At 36.3% G+C, this 19,184-nt stretch carries 18 protein-coding genes; 5 read left to right on the plus strand and 13 right to left on the minus strand.

Features of this window, described 5'->3' with window-relative positions; all coding sequences use genetic code 11:
* The 9 genes from efeO to ABNX05_RS04405 all read right to left on the minus strand — a co-directional run bounded on the left by efeO (position 1) and on the right by ABNX05_RS04405 (position 8,626).
* Positions 1-867 carry an iron uptake system protein EfeO gene (efeO, locus tag ABNX05_RS04365; protein WP_349658599.1) on the minus strand — a complete coding sequence of 289 codons (867 nt, stop codon included), beginning with the start codon at positions 865-867 and terminating at the stop codon, positions 1-3.
* Between the two features lie 162 nt (positions 868-1,029).
* Positions 1,030-2,229, minus strand: coding sequence for an MFS transporter (locus tag ABNX05_RS04370; protein WP_349658600.1), 1,200 nt, complete (start codon positions 2,227-2,229; stop codon positions 1,030-1,032).
* An 11-nt stretch (positions 2,230-2,240) separates the two neighbouring features.
* Complete coding sequence (locus ABNX05_RS04375) at positions 2,241-2,663, minus strand: MarR family winged helix-turn-helix transcriptional regulator (protein ID WP_349658601.1); 423 nt, start codon at positions 2,661-2,663, stop codon at positions 2,241-2,243.
* Positions 2,664-3,167: 504 nt separating this feature from the next.
* Entirely contained in the window at positions 3,168-4,115 is a 948-nt protein-coding gene (locus ABNX05_RS04380; RefSeq protein WP_349658602.1) for a nuclease-related domain-containing protein, read from the minus strand.
* Between the two features lie 288 nt (positions 4,116-4,403).
* Positions 4,404-4,784, minus strand: a complete 381-nt coding sequence (locus ABNX05_RS04385; protein ID WP_349658603.1) for a hypothetical protein — start codon at positions 4,782-4,784, stop codon at positions 4,404-4,406.
* Between the two features lie 94 nt (positions 4,785-4,878).
* Positions 4,879-5,886 carry a FecCD family ABC transporter permease gene (locus ABNX05_RS04390; RefSeq protein WP_349658604.1) on the minus strand — a complete coding sequence of 336 codons (1,008 nt, stop codon included), beginning with the start codon at positions 5,884-5,886 and terminating at the stop codon, positions 4,879-4,881.
* Positions 5,879-6,880 carry a FecCD family ABC transporter permease gene (locus ABNX05_RS04395; RefSeq protein WP_349658605.1) on the minus strand — a complete coding sequence of 334 codons (1,002 nt, stop codon included), beginning with the start codon at positions 6,878-6,880 and terminating at the stop codon, positions 5,879-5,881. Before ABNX05_RS04395 ends, ABNX05_RS04390 begins: the two co-directional genes overlap by 8 nt.
* Before the next feature lie 25 nt (positions 6,881-6,905).
* Positions 6,906-7,823, minus strand: a complete 918-nt coding sequence (locus ABNX05_RS04400) for an iron-hydroxamate ABC transporter substrate-binding protein (protein ID WP_349658606.1) — start codon at positions 7,821-7,823, stop codon at positions 6,906-6,908.
* A gap of 14 nt (positions 7,824-7,837) precedes the next feature.
* Complete coding sequence (locus ABNX05_RS04405; protein ID WP_079560181.1) at positions 7,838-8,626, minus strand: ABC transporter ATP-binding protein; 789 nt, start codon at positions 8,624-8,626, stop codon at positions 7,838-7,840.
* A 148-nt stretch (positions 8,627-8,774) separates the two neighbouring features.
* On the opposite strand from ABNX05_RS04405, the gene ABNX05_RS04410 reads away from it, so the two are divergent.
* From ABNX05_RS04410 to ABNX05_RS04420, 3 genes are all read left to right on the plus strand, one after another.
* On the plus strand, positions 8,775-9,824 hold the full coding sequence (locus ABNX05_RS04410) for an NAD(P)/FAD-dependent oxidoreductase (protein WP_349658607.1): 1,050 nt from the start codon (positions 8,775-8,777) through the stop codon (positions 9,822-9,824).
* 587 nt (positions 9,825-10,411) lie between these two features.
* Positions 10,412-11,158, plus strand: a complete 747-nt coding sequence (locus ABNX05_RS04415; protein WP_349658608.1) for an ABC transporter ATP-binding protein — start codon at positions 10,412-10,414, stop codon at positions 11,156-11,158.
* A gap of 110 nt (positions 11,159-11,268) precedes the next feature.
* Positions 11,269-13,113 (plus strand): FtsX-like permease family protein, encoded by a 1,845-nt coding sequence (locus ABNX05_RS04420; protein ID WP_349658609.1) that lies wholly within the window; start codon positions 11,269-11,271, stop codon positions 13,111-13,113.
* A gap of 9 nt (positions 13,114-13,122) precedes the next feature.
* Here ABNX05_RS04420 and ABNX05_RS04425 read toward each other — a convergent pair whose 3' ends face one another.
* Positions 13,123-13,908: a sensor histidine kinase gene (locus tag ABNX05_RS04425; protein ID WP_349658610.1), complete on the minus strand. Its 786-nt coding sequence runs from the start codon at positions 13,906-13,908 to the stop codon at positions 13,123-13,125.
* 203 nt (positions 13,909-14,111) lie between these two features.
* On the minus strand, positions 14,112-14,786 hold the full coding sequence (locus tag ABNX05_RS04430; RefSeq protein ID WP_349658611.1) for a response regulator transcription factor: 675 nt from the start codon (positions 14,784-14,786) through the stop codon (positions 14,112-14,114).
* Positions 14,787-15,431: 645 nt separating this feature from the next.
* On the opposite strand from ABNX05_RS04430, the gene ABNX05_RS04435 reads away from it, so the two are divergent.
* Positions 15,432-16,223 (plus strand): class I SAM-dependent methyltransferase, encoded by a 792-nt coding sequence (locus ABNX05_RS04435; protein ID WP_349658612.1) that lies wholly within the window; start codon positions 15,432-15,434, stop codon positions 16,221-16,223.
* 155 nt (positions 16,224-16,378) lie between these two features.
* On the opposite strand, the gene ABNX05_RS04440 is transcribed toward ABNX05_RS04435, so the two are convergent.
* The gene (locus ABNX05_RS04440) at positions 16,379-16,978 is read right to left on the minus strand and encodes a TetR/AcrR family transcriptional regulator (RefSeq protein WP_349658854.1); all 600 of its coding nucleotides are present in this window, start codon (positions 16,976-16,978) and stop codon (positions 16,379-16,381) included.
* A 12-nt stretch (positions 16,979-16,990) separates the two neighbouring features.
* Complete coding sequence (locus ABNX05_RS04445) at positions 16,991-17,707, minus strand: MBL fold metallo-hydrolase (RefSeq protein ID WP_349658613.1); 717 nt, start codon at positions 17,705-17,707, stop codon at positions 16,991-16,993.
* A 324-nt stretch (positions 17,708-18,031) separates the two neighbouring features.
* Here ABNX05_RS04445 and ABNX05_RS04450 point away from each other — a divergent pair, with 324 nt between their 5' ends.
* Positions 18,032-19,159, plus strand: a complete 1,128-nt coding sequence (locus ABNX05_RS04450) for a DUF418 domain-containing protein (RefSeq protein ID WP_349658614.1) — start codon at positions 18,032-18,034, stop codon at positions 19,157-19,159.
* The last annotated feature ends 25 nt before the right edge of the window (positions 19,160-19,184 follow it).

The raw sequence follows: 19,184 nt of genomic DNA on the forward strand, positions 1-19,184 counted from the left end.
TTACTCTAAAATAATACCCATTTGACTTAATGGTTCACCAAGTTGATTAACTGCTGCTGAAAGTGCTTTTGTATCTTCATCAGTTAATTTTTCGTAAGAAACATATCCGCCATCAGCAGTCGCATGCTTCGCTAATAAATCATCTACTGCTTTAAATTTTTCATCTAATGTAGCAACTAAGTCTTTATCTTTCGCTTCTAATTTAGAACGTAAGATTTCAAAGATTTTTTCTGCACCTTCAATGTTTGCTTTAAAGTCATAAAGGTCTGTGTGAGAATAGATTTCTTCTTCACCAGTGATTTTTGATGTTGATACTTCATTTAATAAATCAACCGCACCTGTAATCATTAAATCAGGTGTAACTTCTACAGTTTGAACTAATGCGTGTAATTCTTTTGCGTCTGCTAGTAATTGATCTGCAACAGCCTCGTAGCCTGCCGTTTTGTTTTCTACCCAAAGCGCATGTTCTAGCTTATGATAGCCTGACCATTCTTCTTCGCCTTTACCTTCTTCTTTAATATCAGCTAAACGACCGTCAATACGTGGGTCCAGGTCACCAAAGCTCTCTGCGATTGGCTCCGAACGCTCGAAATACATACGTGCCGGTGCATAGGCTGCTTTTGCTTCTTCAATTTTACCAGCTTTAAATGCTTCGACAAATTTTTCTGTTTCTACTAAAAATTGATCCATTTGCTCTAATGCAAATGTTTGATAGGCTGCTAGTTCTGCAGATAAATCAACTTTTGTAGCTTTTTCTGCTTGTTCTGTTGCTGGCTTATCGTCTTTTTTAGCTTCGTCTGTATTTCCACAGCCAGTCATTAGAATGCCTCCTGCAACTAATACTGACAATAATGATGTTTTTTTCATGCTAAGTACCTACTTCCGAAATAGTTTATATCGAGAATGATAATGATTATCAAATAGAATTGCAAGAAGTATTTTTATTTATAGAAAAAAACGACATTTTAAAGTTGATCTAATTAGATAACTAGAAAAATGACGTTTTTTCCACAATATAATTATTATAAACTACGAAATTTTCGCATGATTTCTATTTTCATATTTTCCATATAAGAAATAATAAAGGATAATTGATACTAAAATTACAAATACCATCGCAAAGAAAATGGCACTGTACCCCGAAGTCGGAACGAAGAATCCTAAGAAATAAGGTCCAACCCCTAAACCTAAATCATATAAAATAAAATATGTCGAGGTCGCAAGTCCTAAACGCTCATTTGGTGTAACTTTTATAGCTATTGCTTGCGCTACTGAATTGAAATTGCCATAACCGATCCCTATGCAAGCTGCGGCTAGTAAAAATACAACACTACTTGTCGCGGTACTAAAGGCATACATTCCGAGTGCAAAAATAACTAAACAAGGGTAGATAACAATGTTCGCACCTCTATTGTCTAGTAATTTCCCTGTAAAAGGACGTGTCGCTAAAATAACAATTGCATATATAATAAAGAAATAACTTCCTGCTGTTACTAAATCAAGCTCTTTCGCGTAAAACGTCATAAATGACATAACCCCTGAATAGGCAAAGCCAATAACGAGCGCCACAAAAGCAATTGGCACGGCACGCATTTCAATAAAATTAGTGAGCTTAAAGCCTGTTTTCTCCGCCATCTCTTTGGCATTCTTCGGTGCATCTGGAACGGTTACGATAAAATACAACAAGAAGCATACAATAGCTAATACGGAATCGACAGCAAAAATCATCCGATAATCTTCAAACAGCTGCGTTAGAAGGATACCTACAAACGGTCCGATAGCAGTAGCTAAAATAGCACTCAAACTGTAATAACCAATACCTTCTCCTCGTCGATCAGACGGTAAAATTTGTGCAATAATTGTTCCTGTCGCCGTACTAGCCATCCCAAGTGCAATACCCTGTACTAAACGATTGACCATTAGAAGCGGCAAATTCGTCGCGATAAAATAAGACATCGTGGATAGCATAAACAATAATAATCCACAAAATAATGTTTTTTTGCTACCCCAATCCCCAATAATACGCCCTGTCCCAAGACGCCCAAATAAAGTACCAATAATAAAAATACTCGATACAAGCCCTGCCGTACTAGTCGAAGCTCCAAAATGCTCAACCGCATAGCCTGCAATCGTTACCATCAATAAAAAAAATATTAATGTAATGGTAAAATTAATAAGTGAGACGATTAAAAAGTCCTTCGTCCAAAGTTTATGTCTAGTTGCTTCCACTTTTTTCTCTCCTACCGATTAATGTTTGCACATATGTTCGCTAACACTTGTGTCGCAATTTCAATATCCCGCTCGGATACCCCCGCGAGTGCCTGTTCCATAGTTGGTTTTAAATGCGCTTGAATTTCTTGCACAATCTCTTCACCATTAGCCGTCAATTGTACAAGCTTTTCGCGCTTATCCCTACCCGCTACCGTTTCCACGTAGCCAAGCTCCACAAGCTTTTGCACAAGCCTCGTCACACTCGGCTTTTCAATAAACATAAAATTCGCAATGTCCACAAATGTATGTGGCCCTTTATCCATCAATAACCGAAGAAGAGCCCATTGAGAGCTATACAACTGATATTTCCCTAACTGCACATTTATTAGATTGATAAACGGTCTATACATTAAGCGGTACTGATTAAAAAATTCTTGTTCGATCGTCAACATTACCACTCCTTTTTAATTAGTTAGCCTAACTAACTATACGCTTTTAGTTTTTATTTGTCTAGTAGGAATTAGTGGGGAAATTCGGGGTTTTCGTTGAGCTGGTCGTTCTATCCGTCGGTTTGAGAAGACTTTCGTCGACGGTAGTTCTATCCGTCTCTATAGAGTTTCTATCCGTCGGTACTTTAGTTTCTTCCGTCGCTTCGATATTTCTTTCCGTCGTTAGCTCCTTGCTTTCCGTCGACGTTAGTTCTATCCGTCTCCTTTGAGTTTCTATCCGTCGGTACCTTAGTTTCTTCCGTCGCTTCGATACTTCTTTCCGTCGTTGAGTTCTTGCTTTCCGTCGACGTTAGTTCTATCCGTCTCTATAGAGTTTCTATCCGTCGGTACCTTAGTTTCTTCCGTCGCTTCGATACTTCTTTCCGTCGTTAGCTCCTTGCTTTCCGTCGCCCCAAGGCTTATATTCTTCTACATAGTAAAAAATCAGACCGCTTGATTTTCTACTTTTTATTTAATAATTAAATACTTCCTATTACGTTTTGTTCCCTCAGCTTTCAATGGTAACTTTTGTAGTAATTTATAAGCTGTATTCGGCGAATCTATTGCAAAAAACTCACAAAAGCTTTTATTTGTTAACGTTTCACCTACTAGCAATCGATAATCCTCAATAGTCCTAAAAATAGCCTCGTTATTAACTTCCCCACAGCGTTGACAATACCAATTTGGATAACGATAGTTCAAAGGCTGTCTATTTAAACATCTTTCACATAGCACACCTTTTACTATATCCCGGGCAGGCAATACTATTTCTCTTTTGATTGGCCTATGCATGGACAATAATTTTGAGGCAAATTGAAAAAGTTTTTCCTCCTCCACTACTGTCTCTTTATGCTGTTGAAGCCATTCTCGCACGTGATACCGTAAACCTTGTACATGAAAAATAGGTTGTCCCCTTAAATTCTTCGATAAAATAGCATTTTTCGTTGCTAAGACGACAGCATAATGAACGGGAATCTCAAGCCTCGACTGTTGTAACATACCCACCATCCACTCCATATGTCGTCTACTTTGATGAATTGGATTCGTCATTCCCTCGACATCGCCTTCTGCTGTAGTTCGCGTAAATTGATAATAAGATTCATCGAAATCTAGAAATCCTGTCACATTTTTAATTTCGAGTATCAAAATAAAATGAGGACATAGTAAAACGGTGTCTATTTGATGAGTAGTACCAAAGTGATTAAATATTTGTAAATCATGAAGAAAATAATGAGGCTGAGGTAAAATGATTTCAAGCCATTCGGCATCTACTCTTTGCTCTCCAGCAAAGCCTGCGTGTATACGCCTCAACCTCTCAAAATAATTCATGTATTCAGTATGTGTACTAGGTAATCTTCGTATCAAAGCCTCTAAAATTTTGTGTTGCTCCGATTCCTGACGTTCTAATAAAATCATTTTTTTCACCTCCTATACCTATTTTATTAGAAAAGAACTTCATAAAAAGAGGTTCCAAAAAACTTGAAATACTCGTAGTACAAATTAAATTTTTCACCTACTTTTATAGACAGAAAGAACGGAAAAATTCCAACGTTTCAGCTCTAGCTAGTAATTTTTTGATCGCTTTCCGTCGGTATCCTAGTTCCTTCCGTCGCCCTGAGACTTCTATCCGTCGATGAGACTTGGCTTTCCTTCGCTACAAATTCTATCCGTCGCTTTGAGATTGCTTTCCGTCGCTTTTTCCAACTAAAAGGCCCCCACTGTATCAAACGGAATCTGTTCACCATTTTTATATAAATCAATGTATTCATAATTAGCATCTTTCGTAAGTTTAAAAATATGCTGCGTAATACCTTCGTCGTTTTGATTTTCTTCTTCATCAATGTTTATTACAATCGTATCGTCCTTACTCTTCACGCTGACCATAACAGTTCCCTTTGTATTTATCACAAAATAAGAGCGTTTTTCACCATCATTAATCATTTGTACATAATCTTCCATTCCAAGGATGTTTAATATTTCTTGAAGTTCCTTTGATACAGATTTTACTTCAGTAATTGCTAATGTTGAATTACATGCTGACAATGAAATTATCGAACATAATAAGACAATTACTATTTTCCTCATGTACCATCACTCCCCATTTACATTAATGTTTCTTATTCAACAAATATTCCCAAAAACCGTTCAACAAAAAAAACAACCGAACAGCCTAAGCCATTCAGTCGTTTTTTCGTAGTAAATATAAAAAATATGGGGCGCCAATACAGGCTACAACAATACCTGCTGGTACGGTCGCACTCGAAATAACTACGCGGCCAATTGTATCTGCAACCATAAGTAAGCTGGCACCGATTAATAATGTGAGTGGTAAAAAGAATTGATAGCGCGGTCCAACGAGCTGCTTTGCAATATGGGGAGCCATCAGACCGATAAAGGCAATGCCCCCGGTGATCGAGACAGCTGCCGCAGCTAACGCGACAGAGACTACTAATAATTGCAAACGCTCTCGTTCGATGTTTAGGCCTAAGCCAACCGCTGTTGGTTCGGTCATTGCAAGCACATTTAACACATTTGCTTTATACAAAATAAATGGAATGCCTAGCACTAACCAAGGCAATAAAGCCCAGAAAAATGGCCAGTCTGTTCCCCAAACATTACCCGCAAGCCATTGTGCGATAAATTGCACATCACTACGCTCAGCAGAGGAAACTAATATCATCATTACACCTGCTAAGGCAGATGCTACACCTACCCCGACTAAAATGAGTTGGACCGGCTGCACACCCACATTGCGCTTATATGAGAAAAAGTAAATGAGGAGTGCCGTTAATAAAGCGCTGGCAAATCCGACAAGTGGTAACACATACGCGAAATGAGGTAAATCACCATCAACAAGGATATAAAACAGCGTAATCCCTACACCTGCTCCAGCATTAATTCCAATAATACCAGGGTCCGCTAAATCATTACGTGTTACCCCTTGCAAAACAGCACCTGCTAATGCTAATGCCATTCCTGCTGCTGCTAGTACAAATAATCTTGGTAAGCGAACAGAAAACAGTACGAATGATTCTTTGAAGCTGCCGTCTCCAAGTAAAATCGGTATTATGCGATCAATCGAAACTGAAGCTGCTCCCATTGAAATACCCATTACAAAAATAGCTATTGTTAATAGCGTCCAAACCATGAGCCATCTACGTTGTTTTTTTCTTCCAATTTCAAACAATTTGACGACCTCCCTTCCGAACAAGAAGTAAGAAGAACGGAAGGCCGATAATTGAAATAATTGCAATTACCGGTGTTTCATATGGGGCATTAATCATTCTACCTGCAAAATCTGCAGTCACCATTAAACATCCACCGATAATAGCACTCATTGGTAAGACAAATCGATAGTCTGTTCCAACAATTGCTCGGACAATATGTGGTACCATTAACCCAACAAATGCTAAATTTCCTACTAGCGCAACAGCGGAGCCTGCAAGAATTACAACGACAAACATCATAATTCCTTTAATGGCTGTTGTTTTTTGTCCTAATCCGACAGCTACTTCTTCATTTAAACTTAAAATGGTTAATTGACGACTAAACCCAAAAGCTACCGCTAATCCTATTACAATAACAGGAACAATTATTAAAGCTTTCCATGTAGTGCCAATTAAACCACCACTCGTCCACATCGAAACATCTTTTGAAATTTTAAATAATATTCCCGTTCCATCTGCTATTGCTTGTAATAGAGCAGATACGGCTGCCCCAGCTAAGACTAACTTTAATGGAGAAAAGCCATTCTTCGTTGAAGCGCCAATACCATAGACAACAATCATCCCTACACCCGCACCTATGAAACATGCAAAAATAAACATATAGTACGAGGTATTTGGAATAAACGCCATCGTCAATGCCAGTGCAGCATTTGCACCTGCTGTTAGACCAAGGAGACCTGGATCTGCTAATGGATTTCTAGTAACCCCTTGCATAATAGCCCCAGCAACTGCAAGTGCACTACCTACAAAAATAGCAGCAATAATACGAGGAAATCGAATTTCACGTAATACAGAGTAGTGCTTGCCACCGTCTTGTCCGACAATCGCTTGATAAACATCTTGAATACTCGTATTAGCCGCGCCTATACAAAGCGAGATCGTAACTGTAACTGCTAATAAGATCAGTGCAAGCAATACTTGAAGCCAAAACGGGAAATTTCGAAACTTTATCATTTGCCTTCGCTACTCTCTACTGAAATTATTGTAAAAATTTCTTTTCAAAGAAATCTAGTTGATAATCTAAAGTTTTTGGATCATTAAAGTAAAATTCATTGCCACTCACTTCAAATAAATGACCATTCTTCACCGCTTCTAAATCTTTAAACCATGGAGCATTTTTAATGGCGCTATCCTCACCTTTAAACGTACTAAAGATCACATAGTCACCTGCATATTCATTTAATACTTCTGTAGAAATTGCAAAATAACCTGGTTTTAAAGCATCTTGTTTTACTTTTTCAGGCATTTTCAAGCCCATTTCTTGATATAAAATTTCTGTTCCTCGACCCCAGTTATCTCCATACACATACATTTGTTTATTAAACATTTCTGCGACAGTAACCGTTGCATCTTCGCCGATTTTTTCTTTAATTTTTGTACCTGTCTCTGCAGCACGTTCTTTAAAATCTTTTACCCAATCAGTTGCTTCTTTTTCTTTGTTCACAACTTTACCGATTTCGATGAATTGCTGTAAATAATCCACTTTACCATACGTGAACAACACAGTTGGTGCGATTTCTCCTAATTTATCTGCATTTTCAATACCATTTAAACCAATAATTAAATCTGGCTCAAGCTCAATAATTTTTTCGATATCCGTATTTTCAACAACTACTGCATCTTTAATATCATCTTTGAAGTTTGGATTATCTGCAGCCCATGAATCAATACCGACAACATTAACGTCAAGCTGTAGTAAATGCCCAACAAATGAAGATAATACAACTACACGTTTAGGGTTTGCTGGTACTTCAACAGGGCCAGCTTCTGATTGATACGTAATCGTATCTGCAGATGCCTTATCTTTAGAGCCCTCATCCGTCTTCTCTTCTTTATTGCCGCACGCTGCAAGCACTAGTACGACCATCATAAACATTGGTAATAACCACTTTTTCATAAATCTTTCTCCTTTTAAACTGTTTGTAATAAGTTATATGTAATGCACATTGGCTTATCAGTACGTGGATCCTTACCAATTACTGCATCAATATTAAACACTTTTTCTAATACTTCAGGTACTATAACTTCCTCTGCAGTACCAAACTTCACAAGCTCTCCTTTTGATAGCGCAACAATATAATCTGAAAAGCGTGCTGCCTGATTTAAATCATGTAGCACCATAACAATTGTGCGCCCTTCTTCTTCGTTAAGCTTGTTAAGTAATTCTAAAACTTCTAACTGATGGGCCATATCTAAATAAGTTGTTGGCTCATCTAAAAAAATAATATCGGTCTCTTGAGCTAATGCCATCGCGATCCACACCCGTTGACGCTGTCCACCTGATAAAGCATCAACTGTGTTCAGACGAAAGTCATCCGTTTTAGTTACCTTTAAGGCCCAGTCAATCATTTCTTTATCTTTTTGAGATAAATTACCGAAGCCCTTTTGATATGGAAATCGACCGTAGGATACAAGCTCTTCCACTGTTAAACCATGTGCACTTTCCGGACTTTGTGGCAATATGGCTAGCTCTTTCGCTAATTCTTTTGTATTCATCTCGGAAATATTTTGACCATCTAGTATGACTTGTCCACTCTTATGCTTCAATATCCTTGTAATAGCCTTTAAAAGTGTAGATTTACCACACCCATTGGAACCAATGATAGTCGTTATTTTACCGTCTGGAATTTGTAACGATAAATCATGCACAATCGTTTTGTCCTCGTAGCCGATACGAATCGATTCAACTTGTAAACGCACGACGTAACCTCTCTTTCCTTTTTGTTCTTTCCATGCTATGATAGCGATTAGCCGACAATGATAATCATTATCACTAGAATTAGTCTAGTTTTCTTATGTAGTTTTGTCAAATACTTTTTTATTATTTTTTTAGGATGTGGTGATATATATGCAACATTTATATGATGTAACAATTATTGGTGGTGGTCCTGCAGGCCTATACAGTGCCTTTTATAGTGGTTTACGAGGATTGAAAACGAAATTAATTGAGAGTCAACAACAGCTTGGTGGTAAAGTTTTACTTTATCCTGAAAAGCTAATTTGGGATATCGGTGGTCATCCCCCTATATTGGGAGAACAATTTGTGAAACAGTTAATTGCACAGGCAAAAACGTTTCATCCTACCATTTTAACAGGTACAAAAATCGATTTTATCGAGCGCCAAGATGATATTTTTGTTCTTCATACTGCGCAAGGAGATAAACATTATTCTAAAACCGTTCTTTTAGCCGTTGGTGGTGGTATTATTAATCCTCAAAAGCTTTCACTAGAAGGTGCAGAAAAATATGAAATGACTAATTTACACTATACCGTACAGTCATATCAACGTTTTGTAGATAAGGAGATCATTATTTCGGGAGGCGGAAATGCTGCGATCGACTGGGCAGTTGAACTAAGTCCTATCGCCAAAAACGTAACTGTTGTTTATCGTAAAGATAAGTTATCCGCTCATGAGGCAACAATTCAAGAGGCTTTAGATGCTGGCGTAAAGATTGAATGTAATACGACTATTACAAAATTAACTGCCGATGCCGACAAAACAGCCATCCAATTAGTGACATGTGAAAATACACAAACAAAACAAAGCTATACGCGTCAAATCGATGAAGTCATCGTTAGTCATGGCTATAACCGTGAAGCATCATTAGAATTGGAGCAAGCAATCACCATTCCTAAAAAAGATGATTACTATTTTGAAGGGAAAGCAACGGGAGAAACCGCACAGCCTGGAATTTTTGCAGCAGGTGATATATTAGCGTTTGAAGGAAAAATCAACCTCCTTCTAGGGACTTTCCAGGATGCAGCCAATGCCGTGAACTCTATTAAAACGTATTTAGAGCCCTCTGCCTATCGTCAAGGGGTCGTGTCATCACATAATGAAGTATTTAAAGAGAAAAATCGCACTATTATTGATAAGCATCTTATACAAACAAAATAGGCATCATGAATCCTTCGATTTACCAACAAATAATTTATCTGTCTTTACCTTTATGATTGATGGAATCATTTATTTTCAACCTAAAGAGACTCTCTTAAGACTTGGAGTTATCAAGTCATAAAAAGATAACTTAATTAAAGGACACTGCATATTTAATACGACTAATATGTAATGTCCTTTCTTGTTGAACTAACGCGCCCTGTTATAGGTTCCAAATATAGATTGATTAAGTAACAGCAATAATAAACGTTAACTTTAAAAAAAATTTAATCAAAATGACGTTTTTTTATTTGTTTAAATTACGACTTCTTATCATAAAGTTTGATCATTACTTACTGCACTAACGCCCACGCCCTCTATGTCCATTCGATATAACTACATTCTTCGGTGTGTTGTTCTAGAATTCTGCTCATCACACAATACCCTTGTTACAGAAATTACCTTTTCAATTTAACTAAGTTTTAAAAACTTACGAAAATAATCTACTCTTCACCCATTATGACAAAAATGTCACTTTAAATGATGTTATTTCTATGGTTGGCGGGCACATTAATTTATATAGTATGGTGGTGAGGGAGGTCGAAACAATGACTATAATTATACAAACAAAAAACTTATCAAAATCGTACGGAAAGACACAAGTCTTAAAGAATATTGATCTGACAATGGAACAAGGAGAATTCACTGCGATTATGGGTCCGTCTGGTTCTGGAAAAACGACATTAATGAATACTCTCTCAACAATTGATTCATTTAATGGTGGGGATGTTTGGATTGAGGGACAATCGTTGTTAGATTTAAAAAAGGAAGCATTACGAGAATTCCGCCAAAAACGAATGGGATTTATTTTTCAAGATTATAACCTACTGGATACCTTAACGGTGAAAGAAAATATCCTGCTGCCACTCTCGTTACAAAAGACACCTGTCGCAGAAATGGAACAACGTTTAACCAAATTAATTGAAGCTTTAAATATTGAAGAGATTTTACATCAGTATCCGTTAGAAATTTCAGGCGGTCAAAAACAGCGTACGGCTGCTGCAAGAGCGATTATTACCAATCCAGCGATTGTGTTTGCCGATGAGCCAACGGGTGCACTTGATTCAAGATCAGCTACCCAACTACTAGAACAACTTCAATTGCTCAATAATACTTTTAAGACAACGGTTCTGATGATAACCCACGACCCATATGCAGCGAGCTACTGCCAGCGTGTAATTTTTCTTCGTGATGGAAAAATCGTAAATGAAATGTTTAAAGGCGAGCAATCGGAAAAAGAATTTTTTGAACGAATCCTAACGATCCAAAGTGCCATAGGGAGTGACCAGCGATGAACTTAGTTGATTTATCATGGAGGAATATGAAGCGGAACTTTCGATTGTATACCATATATTTCATTTCCATGTTTGTCGGGGTTGTTATTTATTTTACCTTTTCCGGCTTAATGTTTAACAAGGACGTAGTTGCAGCGATTCAAAATAAAGAAAACTACAAAACGGTTATTTTGATTGCCTCGATTATCGTCTTTTTGTTTATTGTATTTTTTATTTTGTACGCTAACTCATTTTTCATGAAGCAGCGAAAAAAAGAATTTGGCATGTATTTACTTTACGGGATGAAAGAAAGACACGTTGCTACAATGGTCTTTTTTGAAACGTTATTTCTAAGCACCATTTCTGTATCAAGCGGTATATTAATCGGTGGATTCCTATCGAAATTCTTTGGTGCGGTATTAATGAACTTAATGCACTACAATGAAGACATTTCTTTTTCTTTTCCCCTTGAAGCAATTGTCTCAACTATACTGCTATTTGCTTTTTTAATCGGCATAATTACTATTCAAAGTTATTTTAATGTCCTTCGACTGCAATTAGTTGAATTGTTTCATGCAAAAGAAAAAATGGACAAACCGGTTAAATTTTCTATGCCTTTGGCGATATTGTCCATCATATTGATAGTAGCGGCTTACTACACGATTACCCTGGCAGGAAATACAGACATTTGGAAAGATTATTTTAAAGAAACATTAATAGTTACAACAGTTGCATTGATTGCTGGAACATATTTATTTTTCCGCCAGTTTTCCGGTTGGATTTTACAAAAAATGAGTCAAAGTAAAAATTACTTTAAAGGTAACAAAATGTTATGGATTTCCTCCCTTCGTTTTGCCATTCGAGGAAATACAGTAAACTTTACGTTTAATTCACTGATTAGTGCTATTGTCATTTTTACTGTTGGATTTATTGCTGTAGATTACGCAGTGAAAGGTGATGTTGTAAAAAAAGAATTTCCAAACCATTTTGCATTTTCGACGCAAGATGATAAAACACAAAAACAAATTGAACAACTTATGAATGACTCACATCCAATTGTTGATCATGAAAGAATCACAGGAATTCAGACAGAAAAAATCCCAAATAGAAAAGCGTTTTTTAGCTATCCTGAATATTACACAGAGGAGTTTTACCTTTTCCCTGAATCACAATTAAATGCGATTGTTGATTTACGTGAAGCTGGTGAAAAAGTAGATTTAAAAGGTAAAGAAGCAATTGTTTTAACAAGAGGATTAGACGAACCTACAAAATATAAAAGTTCTCAGCCTGAAATTACCGTTTTAGAAGACAATACATTTCGTGTAGTCGAGAAAATGCGATACCCGTTATTAAGTATCCCTACAAGTCCTGGTGGAGATTCTCATCCTCAACCTTCTGTACTCATTATTTCAGACGAAGCTTTTAATTACTTAAAAGAAAATCGCACCCTTTCTTCATATGAGATTTTTCAAGTCGAAGATCCGAATACTTCCAATGACTTATCACGAAAAATATACGATATCGTTATGACAACAGAAGGAGCATATTATTCAGCCTATATAGATATGTATTCTATAGATACTGAGTCGTCCTCTTTAGTATTGTTTTCCGTTGCATTTTTTGCCGTCATTGCATTGTTTGCATTAGGAAGTGTCATTTATTTCAAACAACTACGCGAAGCTACAGAAGAACGAGAACACTACTTAATTTTACGAAAAATTGGTGTTGACGACAAAGAAATAAAAAAAATTATTAGGAAACAATTGCTGTTTGTTTTTTTACCGCCACTAATACTTGGATTGGTACACAGTTGGTACCTTTTATACTACTCAGTCATCCTAGTAATAAAAGATTTACCTTCCTTAACGACAATTATCTTTTCTGTCATGGGTTTGTATATATTAACGTATTTAATCTTTTACGTTTCTTCAACATCTATATACTACAAAATTATCAACGAAAAAAACACACGATGAGATTTTTACTCAACGTGTGTTTTTTTGTACTATTAAATATGGATCACTATCTAGTGGGAAGTGAATGATAAACTGGGTGAATACCTTTACTTTCGATGTGCAACTAATGTAATGACCTAACTTATTACTTAATTGTTGGGATAAATATAAACCCATTCCGGTCGACTTCGAATGCGTTCTTCCAGTTTCTCCAGTAAAACCACGATTAAAAATTCGCGGAAGGTCTTTTTCGCTGATGCCAATCCCGCTGTCCCGAATAATAAGCCGTTTTTCTTTTAGTGTTTCAGATGCTGAAATAGTTATCTCTCCACCATGTTCTGTATATTTTAAACTGTTCGTTAGTAACTGATTGACGATAAATTTGAGCCATTTAGGATCACTTTGAACGATTAGTGAGTCTGCCTGCATGTTAATGCGGATTTTTTTTGAAAAAAATATTTTCGAATGAGATTTAATAATCTCCTTTGAAATCTTGATAATATCACATGTTTGAATATCATAATCCTGGTTAAAACTGTCGAGTTTGGCGTAATAGAGAGCTTGATCGACGTAGTTTTCAATTTTCGTGATTTCTTCCCTTAAACTACCCGCGTCCATATCGGTTTGCTGTAGTAAACGAAGAACTGCAATCGGTGTTTTTATTTCATGGAACCAAGAGACGATAAAATCATAATGTTCCTTCTGCCTATCTTTAATCTGATTCATTTCACGGATATGTGCACGTTTAAGCTCATCAATGTAATCTTTAGCGAATTCCCCTTCCAGCGACAAACTGTCACAATTCTCACTTGCCATTTGTCGTATCACACGTAGATTTTGCTGGTAGCGTAATAGTAAAAATCCGCTTAATACAATCGAAGATATCGTGAAGGCGTAAAGGAATGTCCCCCACGCCCAACTATCATTGCTATCAGTAAAATATATTGCTGTTGTGATAAGGAAGCTAGTTAGATAAAGGAAAATAATGGGTTTTTCATAGGATAAAAAACGTAGGAAGTTCATTCAATCAAATACCCCATTCCTTTCCTTGTGACAATGAAGTCCTCCAGTCCAAGCGCAGCGATTTTCCTGCGCATTCGGTTCACATTCACAGTCAATGTGTTATCATCAACAAACTGTTCTTCATTCCATAATGCTTGCATTAAGTCTTCGCGCGAAATTATTTTCCCGATATTCCGCATCATCAATTGTAAAAGGATGAATTCATTCCGGCTCAACTCAGTACTTTGATCCTTATATTCTATTGTTGAATTCGTTACATTTAGTTTCAAGCCTTGATGAACGAAGGTGATGTCCTCATCTTCCTGATACGTATATCTACGGCGAATAAGTGCACTAATCTTCGTAACTAGAATATCCAAATCAAATGGCTTCTGAATAAAATCATCTCCACCCATATTTATCGCCATAATAATATCCATATTCTGATTTCTAGAGGAAAGGAAGATAATTGGCACCTTCGAAACATTGCGAATCTGCTGGCACCAGTAGTACCCATCAAAAACTGGCAGATTGATATCCAATAGAACAAGATGCGGAGATGTATACTCAAATTCAGTTAGTACTTGGTCAAATTGAGTTACTTCCACCACATCATACTGCCATTTCCTCAATTTATCGGCGACAATCTGCCTAATTTTATCATCGTCCTCAATTATCATAATTTTATACATTAAATCCCTCTTCATTGTAAAATGTTCACTTTATTTATTTTAGCACAATCTTTTGGGTATGTTTGTGCTAGACTCAACGATATTCTTGAAATCATGTAATATTAGAACGTCGCGTTGATTATTATTTTCACAACCGTTTGATCAAAGTAATTATATTGGGCTATCCGATCTGTACCAATACCATTTCTTTCTTCTTTAACTAAACTGCTACTATATTAAAAAAATCCTGTCAAAACAGGATTTTAATTAATTGATGTACATTATAATATACGCCTTCCATCGAGTTATACTACCTAAAGAGATTCAAAAATGATCCCATTTGTCTTAACATATTAACTCCATATGTTATTGTTCCCGCATGGCCCATAATTGTATTTAAATGCTGTGGTAATCTTCCAAATCTAGAAGTTTGGGGTTGCTGGTAAGGGTTAAAAAAGGGTTGCCCTTGTCTACCTTGCATGGGAGGGCCAAAACCTTGTCTATAGCTTGGTGGAAATGGTCTCATTCTAGAATTAGGCGGATAAAATGACATCAATACACCCCCTATCATATATCTTTTAACTAGTATACGTATGTATTATTTTATTGTTTAGACTATCGGAGAAGTTGCTCAAAAATAATATACATATTGAAGTCCATTAATTAGTGAAGGTTCTTTATTACAACTTTGGCTCTTGCCGGAACCATACTTTTTTAAATTTCATATTATACAAAAATACGAATAAAGAAGGGATTCCGATTCAAAATTCGAAATATCTAGAATTTCTGGCCAAATTTGGTGTTGGCGGTGCGCATCCTGGTGGTCTTAATTTAACAAAGGAACTATTCAAAGCTGAGAACATTGGTGAAAATCCTTATATTTTAGATGTAGGCTGTGGTACAGGCCAAACCGCTGCCTATTTGGCAGAGACGTATGAAGCAAAAGTAACAGGCATCGATATTAATTCTGTCATGGTCGCAAAAGCTAAAAAGAGAATGAAAAAAAATCGCTTACCCGTAAAAATAATCCAATGCTCAATTGAACAAGTACCTTTACCCGATCATACATTTGATTTTATTATTTCTGAATCTGTGCTTTCTTTTGTCAATAAACCGAATGCACTTAAAGAAATCTTTCGTTTATTAAAGAATGGCGGTCGGTTTATTGCTATTGAATTTACTATTCATCAACCGCTTGAAGAAAAAATTGAAAAAGAAATCAAAGAGTTTTATGGATTTGATTCGTGTTCAATGAAAAAGGATTGGGTAGATTTATTTAACCAGGCTGGTTTTAAACATATTCGTATACAAAAAAACAAATCGATTTTCTCAATACCTGAGCTTAATCACTCAGAGGATATTGAACCTGAACTTTATGAAGTAATGGATAAACATTTTGAAATGATCTTAAAGTATGAAGGGCTATTAGATTATAGAATTTATTCATGTACTAAATAGTAGCATGTCACGTTATTCAAAAAGAAAGCATTAATCGCAACTGCTATCTATATGAAAAGAGTAGGAAACTCGTATTCAAAGACAAGTCTCCTACTCCAATATTAATTCCTTTGTAGTATCGACTGAAATCAATCCTTCGTTCTTCTTCCCTTCCCTTAGTCATTCATTTCCATGTTCTGATCTTTATGAATCGTAGCTGCATGAATGCCCTCAATAAAGGTATTGATTAGGATTGAAAAGCTTTTATTGATATCTAATGGCATCCCGAATCCCCCCATTTGTTCGATTGAAGAGAATCCATGTAGAAAACTTCGTAATCCTCTGACCATATGAATCGCAGTTTCTTCTTGCAAATGATAGGCATCTAGCACTTGAAGTACTAGTTGTACAACAGACTCTTGGGCTTGCTGTAATTCTTGATCATTCGCATCTGGAAAGCGAGTACTAGCATCATACAACCCCGGATGTTGTCTAACAAGTTGAAGATATGCTTGACTAATTGCACGAATGGCTTCATCACCCGAACGTCCTACTGCAGCTCGTAGCATATATTCATGTAATTTTTTTACGCCTTGAATGGCTAATTTCTGTTTCAATTCATTTAACCCATCAAGATGGTTATATAAGGACGGTGGCCGTACTTCCAATTTTTCAGCTAATAGGCCAATTGAAAGTTGGTCCAATCCTTGCTCATCAGCTATCTCTGTTGCCTTTTGTAAAATAATAGATAAATCTAACTTTATACGACGGGACATTTTTTTCACTTCCTATTTAGAGGATAAAAAAGCTTTTTCTGCTTTAGCAATGGCTATGTTCAAACGCTCCTGCGGTTGCTTTAACATCTTCCCATGCCCTACAGCAAGTAAATTTGGATTCAGATCGCTTAATTTTTTTGCACTTATTAGAGCAGTCTCTTTATCCCATGTAGCAAGAGCAGGAAATGGAAACAACGGATTCATCATTCCAGGTACTATTAACTTTCCTCTAGTTACAAGGGCATCACCCGCTATTAAACTTCTATTACGTGGGTCAAATAGAGAAATGGAACCAGGTGTATGCCCTGGAGTTGCAATCACTTCTAATGAACCAACACGATCACCTTCTTCAAGTAATACATCCGGTTTAGTTTTGATATTTTTTGGAAGGCCACCACGAATAGGGGTGTTTTTTTCATTTGGTAGTAAGGTACTATTTCCTCCCAATAGAAGCGCATCTCTAGAAGAAATGTACACTTTACTATATGGTAATAATTCTTTTAACGTATCTAGCGCTCCAATATGATCATTATGTGCGTGGGTAAGAATTATTCTCGTAATCGGTTTTCCGATATTTTCAGCAGCTTTTATTATACTTTTTGCACTATATGGTAATGCTGCATCGATCAGTGTAAGCTCGTTTTCTTCTTCTACGAAATAACAATTAACAGGAAAAATCCTCGGCATAAAGGACAATTGATACACTGTCCCACTATTTTCAACTTTCATTTTACATCATATCCCCTCTGTAAACTAATTGTATTTCAATTTTAACTAATCGAATTAGTTTTCACAATATTTATTTTTTAAATAAAATTCTTTTTTTTACACTATTTACGGATGTAAAAACTATAGCCATATAAATCCCATTCATTTTCCGAAAACAATAGACTACGATTTAATAATGTCCCCCCTTCCGAGATGGCCTTGCTTTACTTTTGATACACCTAAAAATGACACCTGTCATAAAGAACCTTTGACTGGTGTGAATATGTTTTTTCCTGTCGTTTTTTTATCATTAATGTGAGAAAACAAAGAAAGAGTGATTTCATAATGAAAATTCAACAAAGATTACCCTTAATCGATATATTACGAGGCTTTGCTGTATTAGGGACACTTGGCACAAATATTTGGATATTTGCTTATCTTGGTGATATTTCGTATATCACGACGAGCAATTATTCAGGTTGGTGGTCATTGAACGATTTTTTAAGAATGGTAGTCCTATTTTTCGTAAACGGTAAACTTCTTGGTTTATTAACAATCATGTTTGGTGTTGGTCTGGAATTAAAATATCAGCAAGCTTTACGAAAAGGAAATGCTTGGCCAGGAATGTATATTTGGACAATAGTCTTTTTATTTATGGAGGGGCTTATCCACTTCACCTTTGTCATGGAATACGATATTTTAATGAGCTATGCTGTGACAGCCATCATTGTTGCTTTTATTGTTAAATTTGGTGATAAAGCGATTAAACGCGCTTTATACGTTTTTGGTAGTATCCACGCAGTAATGATTTCGCTAATTTTTGTCAGTGCATTGCTTGGTGCCAACACTTCACTTGCTGGCGTCGATCCTGTTAGTCTTTATGAAAATGGTACTTGGTTTGAACAAATACAATATCGTTTAACAAATTTTCTGTATTATAGAACGGAAGCTATTTTTATTATCCCGATGAATATCTTTTTATTTTTACTTGGTGTTAAGCTGATGAGAAATGGTGTATTTTCGCAAAATGACAAAGGACGTCAGGCACGTCAAAAGCTATTTAAAATCGGTATTTTTATTGGAGTACCATTAAATCTTCTAATCTTTATTCCTGGAGGAGTAATTGATTTACCTGCTCGTTATTTATTCGCACCAATTCTATCTATTGGTTATATTGGAATATTAGGTAAAATGGTAGAATATAAGAAGTTTGATTGGTTATGGAAGAGATTTGGTGAGATTGGGAAAATGTCTTTAAGTTGCTATGTACTTCAAAATACTATGGCATCTATTATTTTCTACGGCTGGGGCTTAGGTTTAGGTGGGAAATTGAATAGCATTGAAGTTATTGGTATTTGGTTAACCCTTTCCCTCCTCCAACTTTTCATTGCACATATTTGTATCAAGCATTTTCATGTTGGACCTATGGAATGGATAAGAAAACATGCCATTCAAAGTGTCACGCAGAAATAATCGACAAGGGCTGGTGTGAAATATA

Source organism: Lysinibacillus zambalensis (assembly GCF_040183165.1).
GTDB classification, from domain to species: domain Bacteria; phylum Bacillota; class Bacilli; order Bacillales_A; family Planococcaceae; genus Lysinibacillus; species Lysinibacillus zambalensis.